This is a genomic window from Sphingobacterium sp. UBA5996, assembly GCF_002429765.1.
Classification (GTDB): Bacteria; Bacteroidota; Bacteroidia; order Sphingobacteriales; family Sphingobacteriaceae; genus Sphingobacterium.
This window is the reverse complement of sequence record NZ_DJAS01000019.1, coordinates 1-22,273: the sequence shown is the minus strand read 5'-3', so window position 1 is coordinate 22,273 and position 22,273 is coordinate 1. Positions and strand designations below refer to the sequence as shown.

The window sequence follows — 22,273 nt, the reverse complement described above, 5'->3', positions numbered from 1 at the left end:
TCGCCTAACCGGGAGAATGGACTGAAATACTATACATTTTTTAATGCAAATGCCTGTCTACAGATTATTGGGTATAGTGTTGTATGGCAGCTCCCAAGCGCTGCTTTATTCGAGTTTGAAGACTTTTTGGTGAGAGCACCTTAACGGATTCGCCAAAACCTAAAATTTCTCTTTCCAGCTCAAAATTAAGTACAACATCGAGGCGAATCAAAATCGATCCGTCTTCCTTTTTATTCAAAATTTGCTGGGAAGAATGTATGGGTTTTGTTGTCACATAAGGCGCATTTTTTGCATTGACAAGTAATATTACGCGATGTCCACGGTCTTTGTGTGATTTAGTAACGCCAATGGTATCCGAAAAATAGCGTTCAAAATCTACACCGTTATATTCTTTATATGAATTTTTGCCCATTTCTTCTACAGAATTTATGCGATCAAGTGCTAGCGTCATCAACCCTTCATTCTTTTTATGATGACCAATTATAAACCACCGATTACGATACTCTTTTAGAAGATAGGGGGAGAAGACAAGGTCTTGCTGTTGTTTCGCTTTGAACGACTGGTAGCTTATGAGTAGCGGGATTTTCTCCCGAATGGCTTGATGCAATGGATTGATAAAGGAAAGACCCTTCAGCAGATTGTTGCTTTCCATTTGTATAATCGATGGTGAGTTGTCCTTTTTGGTATGGATACTATCTTCGAGCCGTGCAACGATATCGCTCATTTCATCAAAGCTTGAGAAACCGCTCACATGCTTCAATACTTCCACAGCCTCCTTCATTTTTTGCATATCTCCGACAGAAATAGGAGAATTACTAATGCTGTAATTAGGATCTTCATAGGTATAAAATTTGCGATGCAAAACCACAATAGGTGCATTGTAGCCGAGCTTATTGCTCCGCATGAGTTGAATGTCGCCTTGTATCGTTCGTTTACTTATTCCATTTTTGATTCCTTCAAATTCATAGAGTGCATCTGCGACTTTTTCCATAAGGTCTTCTAACGTCCATTTTCGATGTCGCAAACGGAGACATTGATCAATTGTTCTATAGCGTATAAGCGCAAGTTTATTAAGTGCCATGTTCGATTTCCTTTGGTCAGCTGAAAATACGAAAACTTTCTTTTATCTACGCAATATGGCTGCGTAGATTTTGCAACACAAGTTAAATAATTTGTGGTCTTTTCGAAATTGAAAAGAATTTCAGTTTTATCCGAGTAAAATAGCTACTTTTGCGCAGAAGCAAACTGGTTCTATCGCTGCTCTTTTTGAGAGGAGAGGAAAGTCCGGGCAACATAGAGCGACACGCTTCCTAACGGGAAGGCTGCTATGGAAATAGTAGACAGAAAGTGCCACAGAAAATATACCGCTTTTCGGAGTAAGGGTGAAAACGTAAGGTAAGAGCTTACGGTCTTGTATGGTGACATGCATTACGGTAAACCTCGTGTGTTGAAAGACCAAATAGGTTGCGAAAATCGAAGGCTGCTCGTCTTCTTTCAATGTATTGGAATTCGTAATGGGTAGGTTGATTGAGTTTGTCAGCGATGGCAAATCTAGATAAATGATAGAAATTCCACTTCGGTGGTCTACAGAACCCGGCTTACAAGGTTTGCTTCTTTTTCGCTAATTGCCAAAAAAAACTTATATTGATTTTCATAATTGAAAAAATAGCATAATTCTCTATTTATGAGTACGATTTTAATCATTGATGATGAGCGCGCCATCAGAAGTTCGTTGCGTGATATCTTGGAATATGAAGATTATACGATTTTAGATGTCGACAATGGCCGGGATGGATTAGATATTCTAAAAAAGGAAAAAATAGATCTTGTTCTGTGTGATATCAAGATGAATACGATGGATGGGATGGAAGTGTTGGCGGATGCCCACCAAAGCAGTCCCGATATTCCCTTCATAATGATCTCCGGACATGGTACGATTGAAACCGCTGTTGAAGCTGCGAAAAAAGGAGCATTTGACTTTTTAGAAAAGCCACTGGACCTAAATAGGTTATTGATCACGGTTCGAAATGCATTGGATAAAAGTTCCCTAGTCACGGAAACTAAAGTCCTGAAACGAAAAGTTAGCAGTTCGAAAACGAAAGATATATTAGGTGAATCTGGGGCTATCAAACGTATTAAGGAAACAATTGACCGTGTTGCACCAACTGAGGCTCGCGTATTGATTACTGGTGCGAATGGTTCGGGAAAAGAATTGGTTGCGCGTTGGTTACATGAGAAATCAAATCGCGCACAAGGCCCATTAATCGAAGTGAACTGTGCGGCAATCCCTTCTGAATTAATTGAATCAGAGCTATTTGGTCACGAAAAAGGATCTTTCACATCGGCTATTAAGCAACGTATTGGAAAATTTGAACAAGCTAGTGGCGGAACATTGTTTTTAGATGAGATTGGTGATATGAGCCTTTCGGCGCAGGCAAAAGTATTAAGAGCGCTACAGGAACATAAAATTACGAGAGTGGGGGGCGATAAAGAAATTGATGTCAATGTACGTGTGGTTGCTGCGACCAATAAGGACTTATTGAAAGAAATTGAAGATGGTAATTTCAGAATGGACTTATATCACCGTCTTTCTGTTATATTGATCCATGTACCTGCATTAGTTGATCGCGTTGATGATATTCCTTTATTATCTACTAATTTCTGCGAAGAGATCTGTATGGAGTACGGAATTCCCGTTAAGGATATCACTGCTGCAGCCATGAAAGAGTTAAGCCATCTTCCTTGGACGGGCAATATTCGCGAGTTAAGAAATATGATTGAACGTTTAATTATTTTGAGCGACAAGTCTATTACCGACAAAGATGTCATTGCCTTTGCCAATCCTTCGCGCGAACCGGTAAATGGTGTAGCCCATGAAAAAGGTACAACAAATTATGGATTAGATATGGACTCCTTTGATTCATTCCAAGATTACAAGGATCATGCTGAGAAAGAATTTATAAAATATAAGTTGGAAAAAAATAATTGGAACGTCTCCAAGACAGCGGATGATTTAGATATTCAACGTAGTCATCTTTATAGTAAAATAGAAAAGTTCGGTCTGAAAAGAGATTAATAGCCGAATAAAATTTTAGTTATCCATTAGCTGTCCATGATTTTTTAGGGCAAACTGGACAATCGACACAAAAAAAAGAGATTCCTCAAGGAATCTCTTTTTTTATACATCAACAGCAATTTGGGAATTGTGCCGTAAAGTTCTGGCTACTGTGTTTTTAAAATAGCTTCAACATTCGCAACTGATATTTCCGTATAATTATTGATATAATCATTGCTTGCCGGTAATTCTTCTTTTTTATGCGTTGAAAGTACGGCTACAACTTTCATATTAGCATTTTTAGCTGCAGTAATACCGGAAAAAGAATCTTCAAAAACGATACAGCGGTCGGTTGAAATTTGAAGATTTTCTGCCGATTTTAGGTAAACTTCAGGATGAGGTTTATGTAATTTCACGTCTTCGCTGCTTAGTGTGGAAGAGAATAGGTGCCGTATATTCAATTCGTCTAGAATTAAATCCATGTTCTCCCGGGGAGCAGATGTCGCTACAGCAAGCTTAAAACCTTTTTCTTTTAAGGCTGTTAAAAATTCAATTAACCCCTTGATAGGTGCTACATGGTCTTTGTAAATTACCCTAAAAAGCTGCTCTTTTTCAAATTCAAGCGTGCGCAGTTCTTCAGAAGAAATTGGACGTTTAAAGAAATGTTGCATAATATAACTATTGTGCTTACCATACATGTGCTGTTCAAATTCCTCCTCTGTAGCTTGTTGTACATTGTGGTTTTTAAAAAAAGCTCTAAAGGCTTGTGCGTGGAAAGGATTGGTGTGACTTATAACACCGTCCATGTCAAATATCGCTGCGTATTCTGTCATTGGGCTAATATACAATAATTGCCTTGCTCCGGCGGATTACACACATTCATATTCTGGTAAATATTTTCATTTGTTTAGAGAAAGCTAAGGTTAAAACGGCCTCTATCACTACTGCTTACTTCGTTATGAAATTGAAAAAATTCCTCATAATTACTAGCAGGATAGGTGCCTTCAAAAAGCTCCAATTTTCTGTAAGTGAAGAGTTTATTGTCTTTTATTTCTGATCTAAACTCATACTTACCAAACGATTTTTCAATGATTTTCTTTTCAGGGACTACTGTTTTAAGTATATTTTCAGGAAGAATAATGCTAATGCTGTCAACATCGGTAAAACCTCTTTCAATAAAAATATCTTCTGTTCTATTTTTGCTGTCAGGAATATTGGAATACGAGTTGAATAAATTAGGCTGGATCAAAAGTTTATTGCCATTTTTCACAGCATAATTTTTAATGAAAATATCCAGGTGCTCTTCAATAAATGGATTATCTTCTTTGTGTTCAATATAATTTATCCGGTTGAAATTGATATTGTCTATATTGTAATATTCAGTTAGAAGTTTATTCTTGTCATTATTGCTAGCCAAAAGTACATCCATATGGTTTGCATATTGAGTTCCGTAGAACTTGGTGTTTAGCGAACCTTGTATATTCCCGTCTTCTGAAAGTTTTAGATCGGCGTAGCGAAGCTGAAGATTTGTTGAATTTACGTATTTAGGAGTATGCATAATAACTCCACCATTTTCAGTGCAGGCAACGACATCTCTATCGTCGGTAAAATCGCTGAGAAAACCAAATGGAAGGTTTTGGCTTGTACATTCTAGCCAAGTTGTATCATTTTTAAACGGAATACATAATATGACGTGATTTCCGTCTTGAGCGTTCGCAAAGGTTTTATTGAAACTTTCTTTGCGTCTTCCGGCTTCGACGATGCAATAATAGGATGGGATATTGACGGCCGACAGCATACTTTGCATGTAGTTGACTAGCGCTTTACAATCGCCATACCCCAGACGGTCTACTTCTGAAGCAGGAAAGGGCTCTAAGCCTCCAATGCCTATCTGAATACTGATATAGCGTGTGTTTTTTTGTAAGTAATCGTATAGAATTTTTGCTTTATCCTTGTCTGAACTGGCATTTTTGGTCAATGCAATAAATTTTTGTTTGGAGGCTTCGGTTAGGTCTTGTTTCTTATTTAGCAAACTGTTGGATACCCAGTTACCGAATTCTTTCCAGTCTGAGAAATTTCCTTCTTTCCCGTAGTAAATGAAATTTTTGGGAACAATGAGTACATTCGTTTTTTTAAGACTGGAGTTGGGACGATATGATTCTTCCTTTCTTGCCGCTATCTGTTCCACATTCCACGTCTTGCTCTCGGTCTTTTCATTTTTTTCTTGTTTTGCAGTTCCACTGTAATTCTTTGTTTCTATTCGATAGTCTGTGCCAATTGGTGCGATAAATTGGAAACTGCTTTTTTCTACGGACACATTGTTGGAGACCTCCGGAGTCCAAGATGGAATGATCAAGTTTTGCTTGCTTCTGACCTCGTATTGATATTCGATGGTATAGGGATAGCTGTGGTAGTTTGGGACATATAATTTTACTCGGGAATCGGCAAACATCGTACTGTTGTCAACAGCGCTAATATCCTTAAAATCTTTCGTTGAAATTTTCTTTTGCAATATGCCCATTTCGTTATAGATCGCTCCCTTGATGCTTCTGATCTCAGTGGATTTATCATAATACACCGGAAGCGTGGCATAACGGTCTCCGTTTTTATTGTACACGGTAATGGCACAAGTTGTCGTGGTGACAACTTGTTCGGGAGATTTTATTTCTACCACAGTTTTATCATTGCGTACAGTCGCTACTGCTCTGCTTTTTAATGTACTGGGAATATTAGCAACGTCATAGTTTTCTTGCGCAATCGCAAGGATCGGAAGCAGGATGTATAGTAAGTTGACGAATAGAATTTTCATTTTTTACTAATTAATTTTAGATCTACTTTTTGTTGTTGAATGATACGGGAATATAATTCTTTGAGTGAAAAATATTCATCGACCGAAAATAGGGGTTTGTTGAACGTGAGGCTCTGTAGGATTTCGATTTGGTTGCCATCAGTTTGGCTGACATATTTATATTTTGCAGTGGACTCAGGCAGCGCTAAGGACACATTTTGAGGCTTTTCAACAATTTCATACTGATCTGGGATTGTTAACCTGACTGCGTACAATGTTTTGGATTTAAAGCCCATGTCGACGGGGTAGGTTCTTTCCTGCGCCTTAAATGGGTTGTGGGAGATCCTGTCAATAATAGTTGGAGCCAAAACGATCTCACCTTGTCCCGTCTGTTTGGAAACATCCGCGACGACATCGAATTCTTCTATCAACGTTTGGTCAATATCCTCAAGGTTTTGGATACTCGACTTTATCAGTGTAATGTTGGGCATTTCTTCGTCCATTTTTTCCCAATATTCTTCCAAAGAATTAAATTTAGCAATATGTTGACGCTTTAAGAATGCTTTGTTGCCGCTACTGCTTATGGTTAATTTTCCCTTAATTTTTGATTGTTCATCTAAAGCTCCTTCCAAGACATAGTTTACTTCGGAAAATTCTGTCGCTACAAGTGGGAACCAATTTGAGCTTTTTTTAGAATAGATGATTCTTCCCCGTTCATTTAAACATTGTAAAGGCAATTCTCCAAAAGGCAAATAAGCATTAGTGGCATCTAATGTATATTTTACGCCATCGATATCCACGCAAGCGATGACGTAGTCAAAGTCAGATAATACAGGAAAAAGCGCATTAGGCGTACCGTTTCGGCGAGTCGAGAGAATGACGGGGTATGCCTCCAGGTCTGCAGCCATCAAAGCGGTTACTAACGCTAAATTAATATCCCCAATATTCCCATTCCTTTTTTCTAGTGCTTTTTCAACGCCTGTTTCTGCATATTTGCCTAAATGATTATTCCATTTTATTTGTTTGTTGATATAGTTATATACCTTTTTTGCTTTTTCAAGTTTGCTATCATTAGACGATATAATTGTTGCTAAACTGGTTTTGAATACATCTGTTTTTTTTAATTGACCACCAAAGGTCTTTTCATTCATCAGGTCTATATCGACGTCTTTCCAAGTTTTGCTAAATGTCTTCTTACTACCCGTGCTCGGATAAAAAATCGATTCAAGTTCATAATAAATTGCAGATTTAAAATTGGTGGGGGAAGTCATGTAATCCTCTTCGATAAATGCCGGAATGTTCTTCATTGTATAGGTCAATTTTGAACAATCCATTCTTAGACCATCTAGAAAAATATACTCTCTCAATACTTCACCTTTTTGATCAGTAAGTTTATAAGGTCCACGTAAAGCTACATTGTATGTGAAAGAAGCAGGTATAATTGCAATGTATTGACTTTGTATTTTAGGAAGATCATCTTGAAATTCCCATGTCTTAAAATTAAATAAGTCCTGCTCTAGCGTTCGATAAGATACTTCAATGATAGATCCTTCTTTAATATTCGGAAGCGTGAATTTATTAAGGTCCAGATGTGCTGAATAATTTTCTTTGAAAACTTTTTTATTTTCAAGCGCTGTTGTCTCTATTTTACCGTTTTCTAAGTTATATGTAACAGCCTTTAATTCATCAAAGTAGTCGCGTATATAATTTCCACGTTTATAAGATGGAATTTCAAAATTAGCTTTTTTAAATCCTTCTTTGTCTATGATGCGGATTAGTACATGGTATTCATGAAGAAGTTTGATACGGTTATCATAATCATCCACGAAAACAGAGCTTTGACCAAACTCATTCAGAACGATAGCATGGGCATTGCTATCCAAATCTGTACGTGAGAAATCCGAAATAGAAACTTTACCAAAATCGAAATTTTGGGCTACACTATTTGTATAAATAGAAAATATTAAAAATAGCGTTAAAAACTGGCGCATAACTATAGGTGTAATAATTCACAAATATAAGTTTTTAGCCAAAATTAAACGATAATTCAGGATAATTATTTATCTAACTGCAAAAGATTGTTTATAATTTCAGTGATATTATCGATATCCTCACCATCTTCCAGCATCGAGAATGCTAAATAGGTGGCATATATTTCTGGGCTGAATTTCACGTGCTTATCAGCGATAAATCTATCGATCTGTTCTTCATTGCATTCAAAATGAATGTTTTGTAATTCATTGAAAAGATTAGTCGAAATTGTCTGATGATTTTCACCACAGGCAAAACCTGCAATAATATGGAATAGAAACTTATCGGTTATTTCGTCATCTTCCTTTTTAAACATAGCACGAATATGCTTATAATCGAATTTAGTTTTTGCACTATTCACAATAGTATCCCAAATCTGATATTCTGCTTTTGTCTCCATAGCTCGTTTTAAATTTATAATGGTATACCTAATATAGTAAAAATAATTTGACTTTTGGCAAGGAACATGAAACTTATGAGCTTTCCTGACTTGATGAGATAGGCTGATTATTCGTAGATTAACTATTGGGGATGTGAATTGAAGCCAAATCGCTTTTAAAATATACCTTAATGAATGTTTTTTCTTTTTTTGCTAGCTGTGGCGATAGAATGTTATGGAAACCTTTGTTTGGTGCGATGATAATTTAAAATTAATAGTTGGATTCGATTTTTTTAGTAATTTAAGCGGGAAAATGAAATGGTTTAGATGACCTAATTTATAATTATGATAACACGAATAGTAATGATCATTGTGCTATTTTGCCTATCAAAGGCTGGACTTGGCCAACAGGTGAATATAGATAAAATTCGAAGGGAATATGCGGGAGCTGTAAAGGATGAGGATCTATGTGAACATAATTTAAAGGTGCTAATTGAGGGAGCCAAATCACCTACTGAGAAAGTATACTTGGCAGCTTATCAGATCCTTTTAGCTAAACATATCGGTAATCCATTTAAAAAAGTTGGACAGTTTAAAGCGGGTAAAAATTATTTGGAAGAAGTGATAAAAGAAAATCCCAATCATATTGAAGCGCGGTTTATACGGTGGAGTGTACAGGTACATGCACCTTCTTTTTTGGGTTATAACAATAATATTCTTGAAGATAAAAACTTCCTTGTTAAAAATCTGTACAAATTACCGAATGAGGAAGCCAAATCTATTATTTATAACTATTTAAAAGGCGCGAATCCTTACCTCAAAGGTGCACAGATATTTAGTTCAACCGAATTAAAAGAGTTAGCTCAATAGACGTTAAAGGTTGTTAATTTGAAACGCCTAAGGTGTTTTGGCTAGAATATTGTGTATCTTGCTATATGAATTAATTCAACATCTACAAAAAGAGTATATCATGAAGAATTTAGTTTTTCCAATGTCAGTATTGACGGCCAGTTTGTTTGTTATCGGATGTGGCGTCAGCAAAAAACAATATGCTGGCTTACAGTCGGACTACAATAAATTACAAACAGAGCATAGTCAGTTAAACAAGCAATATCAAGACGGGCAGCTTCAAATAGCGGAAGGTCGCACGAGAATTAAGAGTTTAGAGGATCAGCTAGCCACCGAAAAACAAAATAATGCTGATCTGCGATCTGCCTATGTTGCTTTGCAGAAGTCGTTAGATAATAGTATTAATCAGAATTCACAGGGAAATATTAATATTTCCAAGTTGGTTGACGAAATTAACGCTTCAAACAAATACATCAAACATCTGGTAGAAACGAAGAATAAATCCGACTCTTTAAATCTAGTATTATCAAACAATTTAACTAGATCGCTTAGCCGTGAAGAGTTGCAGGAAGTTGATGTACAGGTCTTGAAAGGGGTGGTTTATATTTCACTTGCCGATAATATGCTTTACAAATCCGGCAGTTATGAAATTAACGATAGAGCAGATCAGACATTGAGTAAAATTGCAAAGATCATTCAGGACTATAGAGATTATGAAGTATTGATTGAAGGTAATACCGATACCGACCCGATTTCAAAACCTAATATTCGTAATAACTGGGATTTAAGTACCCTAAGAGCTTCTTCTGTGGTACAGGCTTTACAGAATAAATATGGTGTGGATCCAAAACGCTTAACTGCGGGCGGTAGGGGAGAATATAACCCTATAGCGGACAATTCCACAGCGCTCGGTAAGCAACGGAATAGAAGAACACAAATTATTATAACCCCAAAATTGGATCAATTTATGGAATTAATTGATAAAGCTCCAGAAGCTACAGAAGTTCCATCAGCGCAATAATTTGGATTAGATAGAATAAAAAAATCCTTTCCGAACGGAAAGGATTTTTTTATTCTATCCAAAGAATTTAGTCGGGTCAAAACCGTGCTCTTTCAATACATCATCTGGTACACCATTCCAGACGCCAGGTTTATTTCCGGCATAGCCAATATCTTTTATACCCATTTCGCTCGTGTAAAATCCCGAAGAAGTAAGATTACGCATCAAGGAGAAAAATGCAGCACCTTGTTTCATCTCTGGTTTTGCCAACTCGGGATAGGCAATATCGTCTACTAACGCAAGCTGATCCTTTTCACTGCATTTGATGAAAACTGTACCATAGCGCTTTTTGGATTGGAGGTCTAGCCAACGAAGTCCACCGCGCATGGGGATTTTATTGTCGGGCAAATCTTTGACAATAAACTCGATAAAATCGGGTACACCAGCTTCCGATGCACTGCCAGACTTACTGTCTTTGGGTATAATAATATCAGCCAATACAGTTATTGTCGCCATTTCATGTTCATCAAAGAACTTTTCAGCGTATAGTTGTTCTGTGCGTTCGTATTCAAAATCCTGTACTCCAGGTAATTTTTTACTATTGTCTGCCGCAGCATTTTTAGCATCTTTTGAATTGCAAGCTGTGGTTAAAAGACCAGATCCAGCTGCAATTAATCCTAACGCTCGTAAAGATTCTCTTCTATTCATGCGTTTAACCGTTTAATTTTTTCTTTTCTTGAAGTATATATTCTGCTGTTCGCATCGATAAAGCGAGTATTGTCCAGGTCAGATTTTTGTCCCCTTGTTGTACAAATGGCCCAGCATCAACCACATAGAGATTTTTACAATCGTGCGCCTGCCCCCATTTGTTCAAAACAGAAGTCTTAGGGTCGTTACCCATTCTTGTGGTTCCACCTTCATGAATAATTTTTCCTGGAGCTTCCAGTCCATATAAGGTGTCGGCTCCTGGGATTTTTGATGTGATCACAGCGCCCATTTCATGCATAATCGATTGAAATGTCTCTTGCATGTGTTTCGCTTGTGCTATTTCTTCATTTGCCCATTTATAGTTGAAGCGTAGCACCGGAATGCCAAATTTGTCGACTTTATCTGGATCTATCTCACAGTAATTGTCTTTTCTTGCCAATGCCGTTCCCCTTCCGGCCATACCGACATTTGCACCATAATAGGTGCGGAAATCTTCTTTTAGAGCTGTGCCATAACCACCTTTGGCTTTTCCGTTTCCATCTGAATTTTTGGCGATATCGTTTACTTTCGGTACCCAGTTCAAAAATCCGTAAGAAGGCATATGTAAACCGCCTCCATATTCGATGTGATAGCCTCTAGGAAAGTTTAACTTAGCATTATCTTCCCACCAGGGGGAATAGATATGCACACTGCCTACACCATCCTCGTTATAGCGCTTCCGGTCAAGTAACTGTGGCAAAAATCCCGATAAGCTGGCTCCTGTAGAATCGTGGAGATATTTTCCAACTAAACCGCTGCTATTACCAACACCACCAGGATGCGATTTTGATTTGGAATTTAGCATAATTCGCGCACTTTCACAGGCACTCGCACCCAAAATAACGGTTTTACCCTTAACAGTATATTCCTGTAAATCCTTGGTATTTACATAAGAAACACCAACGGCAATCCCTTCATCATTTGTAATGACTTCTCGTACCATCGCATTGTCAATTACTTTTAAATTACCGGTTTTCATTGCTGGAATAACGAGACAAGAAGATGAAGAAAAGTCCCCGTAGACCTTACATGCACGACCGCATTGACCGCAATAGAAACAGGTTCCACGATCCTTAATGTCTTTCGACACTTCTGTCAGTACAGCGCCTCTCCCAGGAATCACTGGAACCCCTGCTTTTTTAGCGCCTTTTGCAATGTACAATTCGTTTAAACGTGGTTTGGGTGGTTTCATAAAAATTCCATCTGGTTCGTTATGAATACCCTCTACCGTTCCATATATACCGATCATGCGGTCTACACGGTCGTAAAACGGCTTAACCTCCTCATAGGTAATAGGCCATTCTTCAGTAACTCCATCTTTGGGCTTAAAATCGTCAGGGCCCATGCGTAATGAAATTCGACCCCAGTGATTCGTTCTTCCGCCAAGCATGCGGGCTCTAAACCATTCAAATTCTGTTCCCGCTACTTTGCTGTAGGGTTCACCGTCGATTTGCCAGCCGCCGAAGGCCGCATCAAAATCCCCGAAAGGTCTAGTAGTACCTGCGCCCCTTCTTGGAGATTCCCAAGGCCAGCGTAGTTGCAATGAATCTTTTGCTGGATCATAAAAAGGACCTGCTTCCAGCATCAATACTTTAAGTCCCGCATGCGCAAGTATATAACCTGCCATGCCACCACCTGCGCCGGAACCAACTACGATGGCGTCAAACAATTCGGGATTTTCTTTAATTTGATAATCTGACATAATTAAATGAAGTAATTAATTGAGGGGCCTATGCGATACGTCTGCCATGAAGCTTAATTCTGTAAATGAAAGGTTCAATTAATTTAATGGTTATTATTTCATGTTTAAAATCATTGTGAATATATTGATAAAAATTTGTTTTTTTTAATTTAATTTATCGATTTAGCAGATTTTAAACAAAGAATATGGGATTGTTACAAAAAACGCGTTGTTTCTTTAAATTTTACAATGGTTAGTAGCATAAGCGAAGCTTAGTGCATTGGAGCAAAATAGAAGCAGCTGCCATTTATAGGTTGGCTAGCTGGACGACTTTGTTTACATAAATTTCTTCTAGAAATACTTCATCATGCGAAATAACAAGCAATGTTCCCTTATAAAGCTGAATTGCTTTTGTCAGAATAAGGATATTTTGAATATCTAAATTATTTGTTGGTTCATCAAGTATAATCAAATCGGGCGATTGTTGTTTAATAGTTAGACTACATAATATCAGCCGCATTTTTTCACCGCCGCTCAATTGTTGACATTTTTTATCCCACTCATCCCTTCCAAATAGAAAGCGATTGAGTCTGATTTTAATTTCATGTTCGGGCAATGCTTGAGTATTATATTGCTGAGCTTGTTCATAGATGCTCAAATGCGGAGATAGGATGGAATATGTCTGGTCTAAGTAGATCGATTCAAACGATTGTTGTTCAATTTTTCCCTGTTCAGGCACTAATTGATTGAGAAAGAGTTTAACCAATGTCGTTTTACCAGACCCATTCTGGCCCTGTAGTGCGATGCGATCTCCACTGAATAATTGAAAGCTTATATTATCTTTCCACAGCTGCTGCGATCCATAGCTGAAATTGATGTTTTCTGCTTTTACCATACTCTTTCCTGTGGGAAAAGTACTGTTTCCTAAATCTATTTTAATTTCATCCAATGCCGATTGCGAGCCCCGGAGCTCGTGCAGATCGGATCTGATACCTCCGATTTTGTACTGATGTACACTCTTTATTTTTGCGGTGCTCTTTTCAGCATTATTTCGTAGCGTATTCATCATTATACGCGCCACACCAGCTTTTTCCTGCTTTTTTTGTCCCCGGTTATTTAATCTATTTTGACGTTCGATTGTTTCCCTTTCTTTCTCCTTCGCAATTTTTATCGCTTTTTCCTTGTGATGGATATCTTGTTGCAAAGCATGACGCTCACCTTCTTTTTGAGCCTTGTAAAAGGAGTAATTACCTCCGTATCGCTTAATGCCATTGGGTGTCATTTCGGCCATATCGTCCAATAGATTAAGCAGCGTTCTGTCATGGCTTACAACGATCAGTGTGCTGTTAGTTGATTGGATCCAATTGTATAGATTTTTTTTGCTATCCATATCCAAGTGGTTGCTTGGTTCGTCTAGGAGAATGAGTTCGGTTTGATGAACCTGGATTCCGGCCAACAAGACTTTTGTTTGTTGTCCGCCACTAAGTGAAGACATTTTTTGTGTCAGTTGGATGTTAGGCAGATTCCATAGCGAGAAGGCCTCTTGGCAACGCTCTTCCAAATTCCAATCATCCTGAAGTGTATTGAAATTTTCTTCAGAGGCGTCGCCCGCTAATATGGCATCAAGTGCAGCTAATTTTTTGTCAATTTTAAGTGCTTCAGCAACTGTCTTTTTCTCAAATTGTCCAACGACTTGGGTGACATAGTAGGAATTGGCGACGGACTGTATGCTCCCGCTGCTTGGAAAGAGTTCTTTGGCAATCAGTCGCAATAAAGTTGATTTGCCCACGCCATTGTGGCCAATCAATGCTATTTTCTCTTGCGCGTTTATGTACAGACTTATGTTCTCAAACAATAAATCTTTATTCGGATGTATATAAGAAAGTTGTTGTAAGGAAAGCATGTTGAAATTCTTTAAATGTTAGAAAAGACCAATTGCAAGGATATTGTCAATGGATGGTATTTATTTCGTTCTAAAGAATTTTAATCTTACATATAGTTTTTGATACTATTGAGGAAGTACAAAGATAGCGTTTATATTTTGATGTCGTAAAAATTTTCGATAAATAGTCAAATTGTTTATTTTTCTACTAATTGCTTCAGACAAATTGTAATTTTGAAAAAACGACACTTGTGAATAAAATTCTTCTTATAGATGACGAAGATAAGCTTCGGAAATTGCTAGCCAAAATTATTAGCCTGGAAGGTTTTGATGTCATTGAGGCTGCTGATATTAAATCCGGATTAAAAAAGCTTGAAGCCAGTGATGTGGATGTGGTGCTTTGTGATGTCAAACTACCTGATGGTAGTGGCGTTGAAACCGCTAAATTAATTAAAGAGCGGTATCCCATTGTAGAGATTATCCTATTGACGGCATATGGAAATATCCCGGACAGCGTGCAGGCAATAAAAAATGGTGCTTTCGATTACATTACGAAAGGAGATGATAATAATCGTATTATACCACTTCTTTATAAAGCCTGTGAAAAGGTTGCGTTGGCTAGAAGAGTGCAGCAGTTGGAAAAAAGATTAGGAGATAAGCTTTCATTCGATAAGATTATTGGAAATTCCACTGCTATAAAGACCGCTATTGGATTAGCACAAAAAGTTGCTATTACAAATACAACGGTCTTACTCACTGGTGAAACGGGCACTGGTAAGGAGGTTTTTGCACAGGCTATCCATCAGGCGAGCGCTAGAAGAGAACGTAGTTTTGTCGCTATCAACTGTGCGGCATTTACAAAGGATTTGCTTGAAAATGAGTTGTTTGGTCATAAATCTGGCGCTTTTACGGGGGCAAATAAAGATCAACGTGGCCTGTTTGAAGAAGCGCACCTCGGTACTATTTTTCTGGATGAAGTGGGTGAGATGGCGTTGGAACTTCAGGCCAAGATTCTCCGTGTTCTGGAAACCGGCGAATTTTTAAAAATCGGCGACTCTAAACCAACTTACGTAGATGTACGAATTATAGCTGCGACTAACAGAAATCTCCACGAGGAAATTGCTTCTGAACATTTTAGAAGTGATCTATTTTACAGGTTGTCTGTTTTTACCGTTGAATTACCACCACTGCGTGAGCGTGTTCAGGATATTGCGCCCCTGGCAAAATATTATGTTGATATCTTTGCTTTAAAATCCAACTTGAAACCTTTGGAGATGACCACAGCATTTGTGCAGGCATTGGAAAGTAATGTATGGCGGGGAAATATCCGCGAACTGAAAAATGTGATTGAACGCAGTGTGATTTTAAATGAGGGGGGCGTACTGGATGTTCAGAGTCTTCCCTTCGTGCAACGTGATTTTAGAGAAGGTGCAGGTATTTTATCAAACTTTTCAATGTCCGATATGGAGAAGCGGCATATAGCGCGGGTTTTGAAACATACAAATGGAAATAAAGCGGAAGCTGCTCGATTGTTAGAAATTGGTATAGCTACCTTGTACCGAAAAATTGAAGAATATAAAATCCAATGAAACTTAAAGCTAAGCTGACTTTTTGGGTAGGTTTTTTATTTTTCATGATTTTGCTGCTTGCGATAGTGAGTGGGTATTATGTTTATCGGTTAAAAAAAGATACAAATAACATTTTAGTCGACAACTATAACACGGTGCATTACTCCAGGAATATGCTGTTGGCGTTGGAAGATTTTCGTACCAGCAACAAGAGTGTTCAGCTATTTGAATATAACTTAAGGCTCCAAAATCGTAATATAACCGAGCGCGGGGAACAGGAGGTAAATGAACGTGTAAATCGTCACTTTTTGAACTTAAAAGAGGATACGAAAAATGTGAGCGTATTGGCTGACTTACGGAAAGATATATTCCATTTAATGTATCTGAATATGCAGGCGATCGAACACAAAAATGATGTCGCCAATGCAACAGCAGAGAAAGCTATATTGGCGATCTCCATTGTTGGCGCAATCTGTTTTATGATTGCGTTTGTATTGTTGATCAATCTCCCCATCGCCATTGCAGGCCCAATGGTACAATTAGCCGATAGTATTAAACAGATTGCTGCTGGGAACTACAAAATGAGACTCCATTTTAAGCGACGGGACGAACTTGGAGCGGTGTCAAAATCATTTAATACAATGGCTCAAAAACTTGAGGAGTATACAGACAGTAATTTGGGTAAGATTTTACAGCATAAAAAGAGAATCGAAGCTCTTATCGATAATATGCATGATGCTGTCATAGGGATCGATCAAGAAAAAACAGTGCTTTTTGCGAATACGCCCGCTTGTTTAATTTCGGGGTTAAAACTTGTTGAACTTGAGGGGGAAAATTTGGAAGAAATTGCATCAGTTAATGATTTGATTAAAAACCTTCTCAACAAAATTAACTCTTTGCATCAAGAGTCTGGTCATCTAGGGATGTTTCAGGTGTGTGTTGCAGGAAAACAAAACTATTTTGATTTAGAGGTCATTGATATTAATATTGTTCCAACAGGAGAGGAGGGGGCTCAATTTATCGGACAATTTATTTTGCTGAAGGATGTAACCCGTTTCAAGGAGCGTGATGTAGCGAAAACGAATTTTATTGGAACGGTCTCCCATGAATTGAAAACACCTATCGCTTCAATACGCATGGGAATCCAATTATTAGAAAATAAAAGGATCGGAGATTTAAATCAAGAACAACAAGATTTGCTCGAAGGCATTGCCGATGATACAGCGCGGCTTCTCAAGATTACGGGGGAACTTTTGGATATTGCACAGGTGGAGAGTGGTGCGATTCAGATGAGACTGACCGAAGCAGCTATCGAATCGATTGTAGACTACGCATTACTAGCCAATCGGTCGATGTTTGAGCAAAAGCAAATCCGGATAGACGTAGAATTGGAAAGGAATTTGCCGATGGTCCTTATCGATAGGGAAAAAGCCGCATGGGTATTAACGAATTTATTGTCCAATGCAATTCGATATTCCGATGTGGGGGGAGTGATCGCCATTGCTGCCAAAAGAATGGGAGCAAGGGTACTTTTACGGGTTGAGGATCATGGGCAAGGAATTCCAGCGCAATATTTAATGAAAATTTTTGATCGCTACTTCCGTGTTCCAGGAAGTACAAAAGAAGGAACAGGTTTAGGATTGAGCATAAGCAAAGAATTTATCGAAAGCATGGGTGGAGAAATTGATGTACAAAGTGTTTTGGGAAGTGGAAGTACATTTTTTGTTTATCTTCCGATTGCTCCGCCTAGGCCATCGGCCTAAAACCATCAACCTATCTTTTTCCTTCCAAAAGCGCATTGAAAGATCTAGCGGCTTGCATTGCAGAGGCCGCAAGATAGGCACCCGCTAAAGTTTTATTTCATTGTCATCAATAAGTTTTGCGTCGCGCGTATTCTTTTGTACTGCGATTGCTGAGAATATACTCAATGAAAAGGACATTGCGTAAAATCCTTTCTCACTCAAAAGCAGTTCTGCATTCCATAGGCCTACAGTCAACAGAACAACGGCTACAATTGTTGCAAACCAGCTTAAACCATAGTACAATTCGGTAACGGCGAGCCCTTCGGCTTTATCTCTGACACTTTTTTGAACAGAGATAACCGCAAACAGGGCAAACAGTAAAATCGTGAAATAATATCCTTTTTCATTCAATGCCATTGTTGCATTCCATAAGCCTACGCAATAGCCAACAGTTCCAACCAATAATGCAGTCCATGACGCACCGATAAATGCCCCTGTTGGTTTAAATGGATTTCTTTTGTTTAAATCTCTTTGAGTTTTTTTTTCGTCAATCATGTTTTTTAGCGGTTCCATAATTTTCTTTTTTTAGTTTTAAAATGTTGTTGTTTTCTTATCCAAATATCTATAGTATTCAATTAGTTTTAAACTTATCTTTATAAGAATACTGACGATATAATTTTGTTTCATATATTTATTTAATGCGAATTTTTAAACGATGATAGATCCAATATCAGACTTACTATTATTGCTTGATAATGATGATAAGAAGAGTTTTAAAGCTTTTCTGAAACGTAAAAACAAGCGAAATGATGTAAAAAATGTCAGATTGCTAGAAATTATAGAAACTGACGATATAAATAAATTAAAAAAATTGTATGATCCTACTAAAAATCGGAATGCTTACCATGCCTTGAGAAAAAGGCTTCATGAGAGTCTGTTGTTTTTTCTTTCCAACAAGGTTTTTGAGCGAGACAATAGCGAGGCGCATGAAGCACTGAAATTGTTTGTTGTTGGCCGTTTCCTATTGGAAGGCCAGTTTACTAAGATTGGGTTTAAATGTCTTCAGCGAGCAGAAGACAAAGCGCTTCATCTTGAACAGTTTAGTTTGTTGAACGAAATCTTACAAACTAGGCTACAATATGCTCATTTAGACGCAACTGTTCATGTGGAACTGCTTGTCGGAAGGCTTGTCGAAAATCAACAAAAATTGCAGCAAGAAGCGAAATTTCAGATTGCTTATGCTTTGTTGCGCGCTGAATTGCAGAATATTCATTTGAGGGCAAAAATAGTTGATCTCAATAAGTTGATTTCAGATACGTTGAGTAAATACCGTATTTCCTTGGATGATCTCTTGTCATTTAAATCACTTTATCAACTCTTGTATATCGCAAATGAGTATGCTGCAATACATCAAAACTATGCGCTGGTTCGTTCTTTCTTAAAAACGGCAGATAATTTTCTGTTTAAGCATCCGGAGCAGGCATTCCTTCAGTTATTTTACTATCTGCATATTTTGTATTATCTGGCAAATTTCAATTTGCGGAATGGTTTTTTTAAGGAAAGTTTGATGTATTTGAAACGGATGGATGTAGTTTTGTCGCAGGGAAGCCCTGCTTTTCGAACGCAGTTTCAGCTACGGTGCCAATTGTTGAAGGCATTGAACTTTCATTACCTTGGCGATGGCGCAGAAGGTCTTGCGCTGTTAAAGAAAGGGATCAACCAATCAATAGCAAAATCAAGTGAGGTTGATCTGGCGGATCTACAATTATGTTTGGTCATGTTTTTAACCCAATTCCGCGATAAAACTGCTTTAGTTGAACTTCAAAAATTGACTCGGACGGATGCCTGGTACGAGAAGAAAATGGGGATGTTATGGACTATTCGGAAGAGGCTGCTCGAAATACTGATCCACATTCAATTTGATCATATCGATTTGGCAACTTCGAAACTAAAAAGCTTTGTTCGCCGGTATAAAAAATACTTGATGACTGTCAATGAAAACAGAGTGATTGATTTTGCTAAATTGATTGAAAAATATCTTTTAAACCCTACCATTATTCACACAAAATCGTATCGTGCAGCTGTTGATGCTATGGTGAATCAAAAAGAAAATAAGGATTTATTCGTTATGGGGTTTGCTGCTTGGTTAAAGGCTCTTGTTACTTCTGGAAGCCCTTATCAGGTTTTGTTGGATTTGATCAAAGAATCTTACTCTATTTGTGTATAAAATCGCTCGAAGGATTTCCAATATTTATCTTTATAGATGCCATAATCGATTTGGAGTTTTTCCTCGTACTGTTCGATTAACTGATCAATGGTCATGGTGATTTTTCGGAATTCTGTACAGGCCAGATAAATTTCCCTTAGGTTATCAGCCGTTTCTCGGCCAATATTAAGAACGCCAATATCATCTGGAAGGCTGTTCATTAGTTCCTCTTCAAAATTATCCATTAAATCATAAGTTTCGCGATTTGGCATTCCTTGAGTTGTCGTTCCATCATAGCTAATTTTTAGCGTAACGATCCAAGGGTGAGATGCTTTTCCATCCCAGTCTAATAGCGTTGTATTGATAATAGCTAATATAGGTAGGTCGTTTTCTAATATACCTTCAAAAGCTGTATAGATGTCATCTGTGGAATGATGTCTTAGATCAGTGTATTTTTCCACAAATTCCTTTTCTCTCCAGATCAAATAGTCTTTTAGCTTGAGCAGTGGAATCAACTCTTCGGTTGCGAGATCTTTTGAAGTCACATTCAAGTTATCAATGGCTATGATAGAATTCAATTCACCCATGTAATTGTCGAGAAATATCTCTATTCCATGGATGATACTAGCCTTGTTCTCTTCCGTATAATCGGGATGGACAATAACGATATCGACTTCATCAGGGAAGTATTTATGCTGAACAGGATAAAAATACATTTCATTAATGTCAAAGGAAAATCCGTACATTTTAATTTTGAATTTTTCCATATCCGCGATAGCAGGTTTTAATGCTGTAAATTTCCAGTGAGGCAGTGATGGAGCAGAAGCGATCAGAAGTTCTACGAAAGCAATATTTTTGATGACTCCATCAGGAGTGATGACAAGTTCTACTGTATCACTATCGTACATCCCAGTTAAGAAATACAGTTCCTTGCGAAGCGAATCGATCTTTGGTAAAAGCTTGCTGAAAAAATGCTGATCAATTTGTTCTCCACTCTTTACGATTTCAAAAAATGTCTGTTCGTTTTTTTTAAACCACTCCCAAAAATCTTGTACGGCGTCGTTTTCACTTTCTTTTTTACCAAAAATATTATTCAAAAATCTCATATTTAATAGCTATTCGATTGAATTATCAACTTTACGTATTTGTTTTTTCATTTATTATTTCATAGCCCAGCGGAGAAAAATGATTTGAATGAAGAATCAAGAATACCGCTGTTCCTAAATTTAATTATATAATTACGGTCCGGCAAGTGAATTCAAGTTTAAAATAATTGAACAAACAATTGTTATAGGAATTTGTTAGGGTATTGTTGGAATTATAAATTAAAATTGGTCTTATGAAATTTAGCAAATTAACATTTTGTCTATTGGCAACTACGTTCGCACTTTCCTTTTCTGCTTGTAAATCGGGTTTATCTGACGATAAATTAGAAGAAAAGATCGAAAATGCCCTTACTGGTCGTAAAACGATAGACGTTGAAGTTGAAAAAGGAAAAGTTATCCTAAGTGGTACAGTTGGTTCGGAAGATGAAAAGCAACAGGTGGAGTCTATAGCTAAAACAGCAGGTGATAAAGACATTAAATCTATTCAAAATGATATTATCGTTAGCGCTCCAGTCTCATCAACACCGGCGCCAATTGAGGTATCCAATAATGATGCGGTACTTGGTGCGGCGGTGATTACGTTTATGAAAGATTTTCCTTCCGTGCAGGCTAGTGTAAAAGATGGTGTGATCTCTGTTACAGGTACATTGGAACAACCAAAGATAATAACCTTAAAACAGGGACTGGATAATTTGAATCCTAAAAAAGTGGATCTAAGCGGTATTGTTGTAAAAAAATAAAATAAGAAACTATGTCATTGCAAGAAAAATATAAAGTTCTTTTAGATACGGCTCAATCTTCAGGTGTAAATGATCTGAATTATGCCGAAATGGATGGTGTATTGCAGATTCGGGGTACTGCACCTACTGCAGCTATAAAAAATAAGCTGTGGGAAATCTACGGCAATATAGATCCAAATTTCCAAACGGGAGATGTGGTCCTCAATGTGGATGTGGCTACAGAAGTGCCGGGAAGTCAGGTTAAAGTCATTACAGAAAATAGCAACTTGAATGTCAGAAAAGGTCCCGGTACAGATCAGCCTATTGTAGGCAAAGCCGCCAAAGGAGAAATTATCACTTTGATTAGTAAAGCGAATGACCAATGGTGGCTAGTCAGAACGAAAGATAACGAAGAGGGATATTGTTATGCACAGTATTTAGAGTCTGTTTAGTGGTTGGAAGTTGTAGGACCATAGGGGGCAAACCCTCTTAGACCTTGAAAAAAGAGGCTGTCTCAAAA

18 protein-coding genes and 1 other RNA gene are annotated in these 22,273 nt (G+C 37.7%); 9 read left to right on the top strand and 10 right to left on the bottom strand.

What is annotated here, in order from left to right; translation table 11 throughout:
• Positions 1-64: 64 nt before the first annotated feature.
• Positions 65-1,081 (bottom strand): helix-turn-helix transcriptional regulator, encoded by a 1,017-nt coding sequence (locus B3E00_RS14740; RefSeq protein WP_293939042.1) that lies wholly within the window; start codon positions 1,079-1,081, stop codon positions 65-67.
• Between the two features lie 157 nt (positions 1,082-1,238).
• On the opposite strand from B3E00_RS14740, the gene rnpB reads away from it, so the two are divergent.
• Positions 1,239-1,617, top strand: an RNA gene (gene rnpB / locus B3E00_RS14735) — RNase P RNA component class A.
• 67 nt (positions 1,618-1,684) lie between these two features.
• Positions 1,685-3,076, top strand: a complete 1,392-nt coding sequence (locus tag B3E00_RS14730) for a sigma-54-dependent transcriptional regulator (RefSeq protein WP_293881775.1) — start codon at positions 1,685-1,687, stop codon at positions 3,074-3,076.
• A 146-nt stretch (positions 3,077-3,222) separates the two neighbouring features.
• On the opposite strand, the gene B3E00_RS14725 is transcribed toward B3E00_RS14730, so the two are convergent.
• The 4 genes from B3E00_RS14725 to B3E00_RS14710 all read right to left on the bottom strand — a co-directional run bounded on the left by B3E00_RS14725 (position 3,223) and on the right by B3E00_RS14710 (position 8,274).
• On the bottom strand, positions 3,223-3,888 hold the full coding sequence (locus tag B3E00_RS14725; protein ID WP_293881777.1) for an HAD family hydrolase: 666 nt from the start codon (positions 3,886-3,888) through the stop codon (positions 3,223-3,225).
• 74 nt (positions 3,889-3,962) lie between these two features.
• Positions 3,963-5,864 (bottom strand): DUF3857 domain-containing transglutaminase family protein, encoded by a 1,902-nt coding sequence (locus B3E00_RS14720; RefSeq protein ID WP_293881779.1) that lies wholly within the window; start codon positions 5,862-5,864, stop codon positions 3,963-3,965.
• Positions 5,861-7,834, bottom strand: coding sequence for a transglutaminase domain-containing protein (locus B3E00_RS14715; protein WP_293939041.1), 1,974 nt, complete (start codon positions 7,832-7,834; stop codon positions 5,861-5,863). The genes B3E00_RS14720 and B3E00_RS14715 overlap by 4 nt, the downstream gene beginning before the upstream one ends.
• 65 nt (positions 7,835-7,899) lie before the next feature.
• Entirely contained in the window at positions 7,900-8,274 is a 375-nt protein-coding gene (locus B3E00_RS14710) for a hypothetical protein (RefSeq protein ID WP_209575985.1), read from the bottom strand.
• A gap of 324 nt (positions 8,275-8,598) precedes the next feature.
• Here B3E00_RS14710 and B3E00_RS14705 point away from each other — a divergent pair, with 324 nt between their 5' ends.
• Positions 8,599-9,123, top strand: a complete 525-nt coding sequence (locus B3E00_RS14705) for a hypothetical protein (protein ID WP_293881783.1) — start codon at positions 8,599-8,601, stop codon at positions 9,121-9,123.
• A 100-nt stretch (positions 9,124-9,223) separates the two neighbouring features.
• On the top strand, positions 9,224-10,123 hold the full coding sequence (locus B3E00_RS14700; RefSeq protein ID WP_293881785.1) for an OmpA family protein: 900 nt from the start codon (positions 9,224-9,226) through the stop codon (positions 10,121-10,123).
• A gap of 54 nt (positions 10,124-10,177) precedes the next feature.
• Here the strand turns inward: B3E00_RS14700 and B3E00_RS14695 are convergent, their stop codons facing one another.
• The 3 genes from B3E00_RS14695 to B3E00_RS14685 all read right to left on the bottom strand — a co-directional run bounded on the left by B3E00_RS14695 (position 10,178) and on the right by B3E00_RS14685 (position 14,433).
• The gene (locus B3E00_RS14695) at positions 10,178-10,810 is read right to left on the bottom strand and encodes a gluconate 2-dehydrogenase subunit 3 family protein (protein WP_293881787.1); all 633 of its coding nucleotides are present in this window, start codon (positions 10,808-10,810) and stop codon (positions 10,178-10,180) included.
• 4 nt (positions 10,811-10,814) lie between these two features.
• Positions 10,815-12,551 carry a GMC oxidoreductase gene (locus B3E00_RS14690; RefSeq protein ID WP_293939039.1) on the bottom strand — a complete coding sequence of 579 codons (1,737 nt, stop codon included), beginning with the start codon at positions 12,549-12,551 and terminating at the stop codon, positions 10,815-10,817.
• Positions 12,552-12,837: 286 nt separating this feature from the next.
• Positions 12,838-14,433, bottom strand: a complete 1,596-nt coding sequence (locus B3E00_RS14685) for an ABC-F family ATP-binding cassette domain-containing protein (protein WP_293939037.1) — start codon at positions 14,431-14,433, stop codon at positions 12,838-12,840.
• Between the two features lie 230 nt (positions 14,434-14,663).
• Here B3E00_RS14685 and B3E00_RS14680 point away from each other — a divergent pair, with 230 nt between their 5' ends.
• Positions 14,664-16,001 carry a sigma-54-dependent transcriptional regulator gene (locus B3E00_RS14680; protein WP_293939035.1) on the top strand — a complete coding sequence of 446 codons (1,338 nt, stop codon included), beginning with the start codon at positions 14,664-14,666 and terminating at the stop codon, positions 15,999-16,001.
• Entirely contained in the window at positions 15,998-17,743 is a 1,746-nt protein-coding gene (locus tag B3E00_RS14675) for an ATP-binding protein (protein ID WP_293939034.1), read from the top strand. The genes B3E00_RS14680 and B3E00_RS14675 overlap by 4 nt, the downstream gene beginning before the upstream one ends.
• An 84-nt stretch (positions 17,744-17,827) precedes the next feature.
• Here B3E00_RS14675 and yiaA read toward each other — a convergent pair whose 3' ends face one another.
• Positions 17,828-18,295 carry an inner membrane protein YiaA gene (gene yiaA, locus B3E00_RS14670; protein WP_293881796.1) on the bottom strand — a complete coding sequence of 156 codons (468 nt, stop codon included), beginning with the start codon at positions 18,293-18,295 and terminating at the stop codon, positions 17,828-17,830.
• Between the two features lie 142 nt (positions 18,296-18,437).
• On the opposite strand from yiaA, the gene B3E00_RS14665 reads away from it, so the two are divergent.
• Entirely contained in the window at positions 18,438-19,949 is a 1,512-nt protein-coding gene (locus B3E00_RS14665) for a hypothetical protein (RefSeq protein WP_293939032.1), read from the top strand.
• Here the strand turns inward: B3E00_RS14665 and B3E00_RS14660 are convergent.
• On the bottom strand, positions 19,931-21,034 hold the full coding sequence (locus B3E00_RS14660; RefSeq protein WP_293939031.1) for a DUF695 domain-containing protein: 1,104 nt from the start codon (positions 21,032-21,034) through the stop codon (positions 19,931-19,933). The two genes, B3E00_RS14665 and B3E00_RS14660, sit on opposite strands and share 19 nt — an antisense overlap.
• A 233-nt stretch (positions 21,035-21,267) precedes the next feature.
• Here B3E00_RS14660 and B3E00_RS14655 point away from each other — a divergent pair, with 233 nt between their 5' ends.
• Positions 21,268-21,774: a BON domain-containing protein gene (locus B3E00_RS14655; protein ID WP_293939029.1), complete on the top strand. Its 507-nt coding sequence runs from the start codon at positions 21,268-21,270 to the stop codon at positions 21,772-21,774.
• An 11-nt stretch (positions 21,775-21,785) separates the two neighbouring features.
• Positions 21,786-22,205, top strand: a complete 420-nt coding sequence (locus tag B3E00_RS14650; RefSeq protein WP_209575965.1) for an SH3 domain-containing protein — start codon at positions 21,786-21,788, stop codon at positions 22,203-22,205.
• Positions 22,206-22,273: the final 68 nt, after the last annotated feature.

Bases quoted from the DNA above. Each gene is read 5' to 3' on its own strand.
- B3E00_RS14740 (WP_293939042.1), bottom strand. From the start codon at position 1,081: ATGGCACTTAATAAACTTGCGCTTATACGCTATAGAACAATTGATCAA.
- B3E00_RS14730 (WP_293881775.1), top strand. From the start codon at position 1,685: ATGAGTACGATTTTAATCATTGATGATGAGCGCGCCATCAGAAGTTCG.
- B3E00_RS14725 (WP_293881777.1), bottom strand. From the start codon at position 3,888: ATGACAGAATACGCAGCGATATTTGACATGGACGGTGTTATAAGTCAC.
- B3E00_RS14720 (WP_293881779.1), bottom strand. From the start codon at position 5,864: ATGAAAATTCTATTCGTCAACTTACTATACATCCTGCTTCCGATCCTT.
- B3E00_RS14715 (WP_293939041.1), bottom strand. From the start codon at position 7,834: ATGCGCCAGTTTTTAACGCTATTTTTAATATTTTCTATTTATACAAAT.
- B3E00_RS14710 (WP_209575985.1), bottom strand. From the start codon at position 8,274: ATGGAGACAAAAGCAGAATATCAGATTTGGGATACTATTGTGAATAGT.
- B3E00_RS14705 (WP_293881783.1), top strand. From the start codon at position 8,599: ATGATAACACGAATAGTAATGATCATTGTGCTATTTTGCCTATCAAAG.
- B3E00_RS14700 (WP_293881785.1), top strand. From the start codon at position 9,224: ATGAAGAATTTAGTTTTTCCAATGTCAGTATTGACGGCCAGTTTGTTT.
- B3E00_RS14695 (WP_293881787.1), bottom strand. From the start codon at position 10,810: ATGAATAGAAGAGAATCTTTACGAGCGTTAGGATTAATTGCAGCTGGA.
- B3E00_RS14690 (WP_293939039.1), bottom strand. From the start codon at position 12,551: ATGTCAGATTATCAAATTAAAGAAAATCCCGAATTGTTTGACGCCATC.
- B3E00_RS14685 (WP_293939037.1), bottom strand. From the start codon at position 14,433: ATGCTTTCCTTACAACAACTTTCTTATATACATCCGAATAAAGATTTA.
- B3E00_RS14675 (WP_293939034.1), top strand. From the start codon at position 15,998: ATGAAACTTAAAGCTAAGCTGACTTTTTGGGTAGGTTTTTTATTTTTC.
- yiaA (WP_293881796.1), bottom strand. From the start codon at position 18,295: ATGGAACCGCTAAAAAACATGATTGACGAAAAAAAAACTCAAAGAGAT.
- B3E00_RS14665 (WP_293939032.1), top strand. From the start codon at position 18,438: ATGATAGATCCAATATCAGACTTACTATTATTGCTTGATAATGATGAT.
- B3E00_RS14660 (WP_293939031.1), bottom strand. From the start codon at position 21,034: ATGAGATTTTTGAATAATATTTTTGGTAAAAAAGAAAGTGAAAACGAC.
- B3E00_RS14655 (WP_293939029.1), top strand. From the start codon at position 21,268: ATGAAATTTAGCAAATTAACATTTTGTCTATTGGCAACTACGTTCGCA.
- B3E00_RS14650 (WP_209575965.1), top strand. From the start codon at position 21,786: ATGTCATTGCAAGAAAAATATAAAGTTCTTTTAGATACGGCTCAATCT.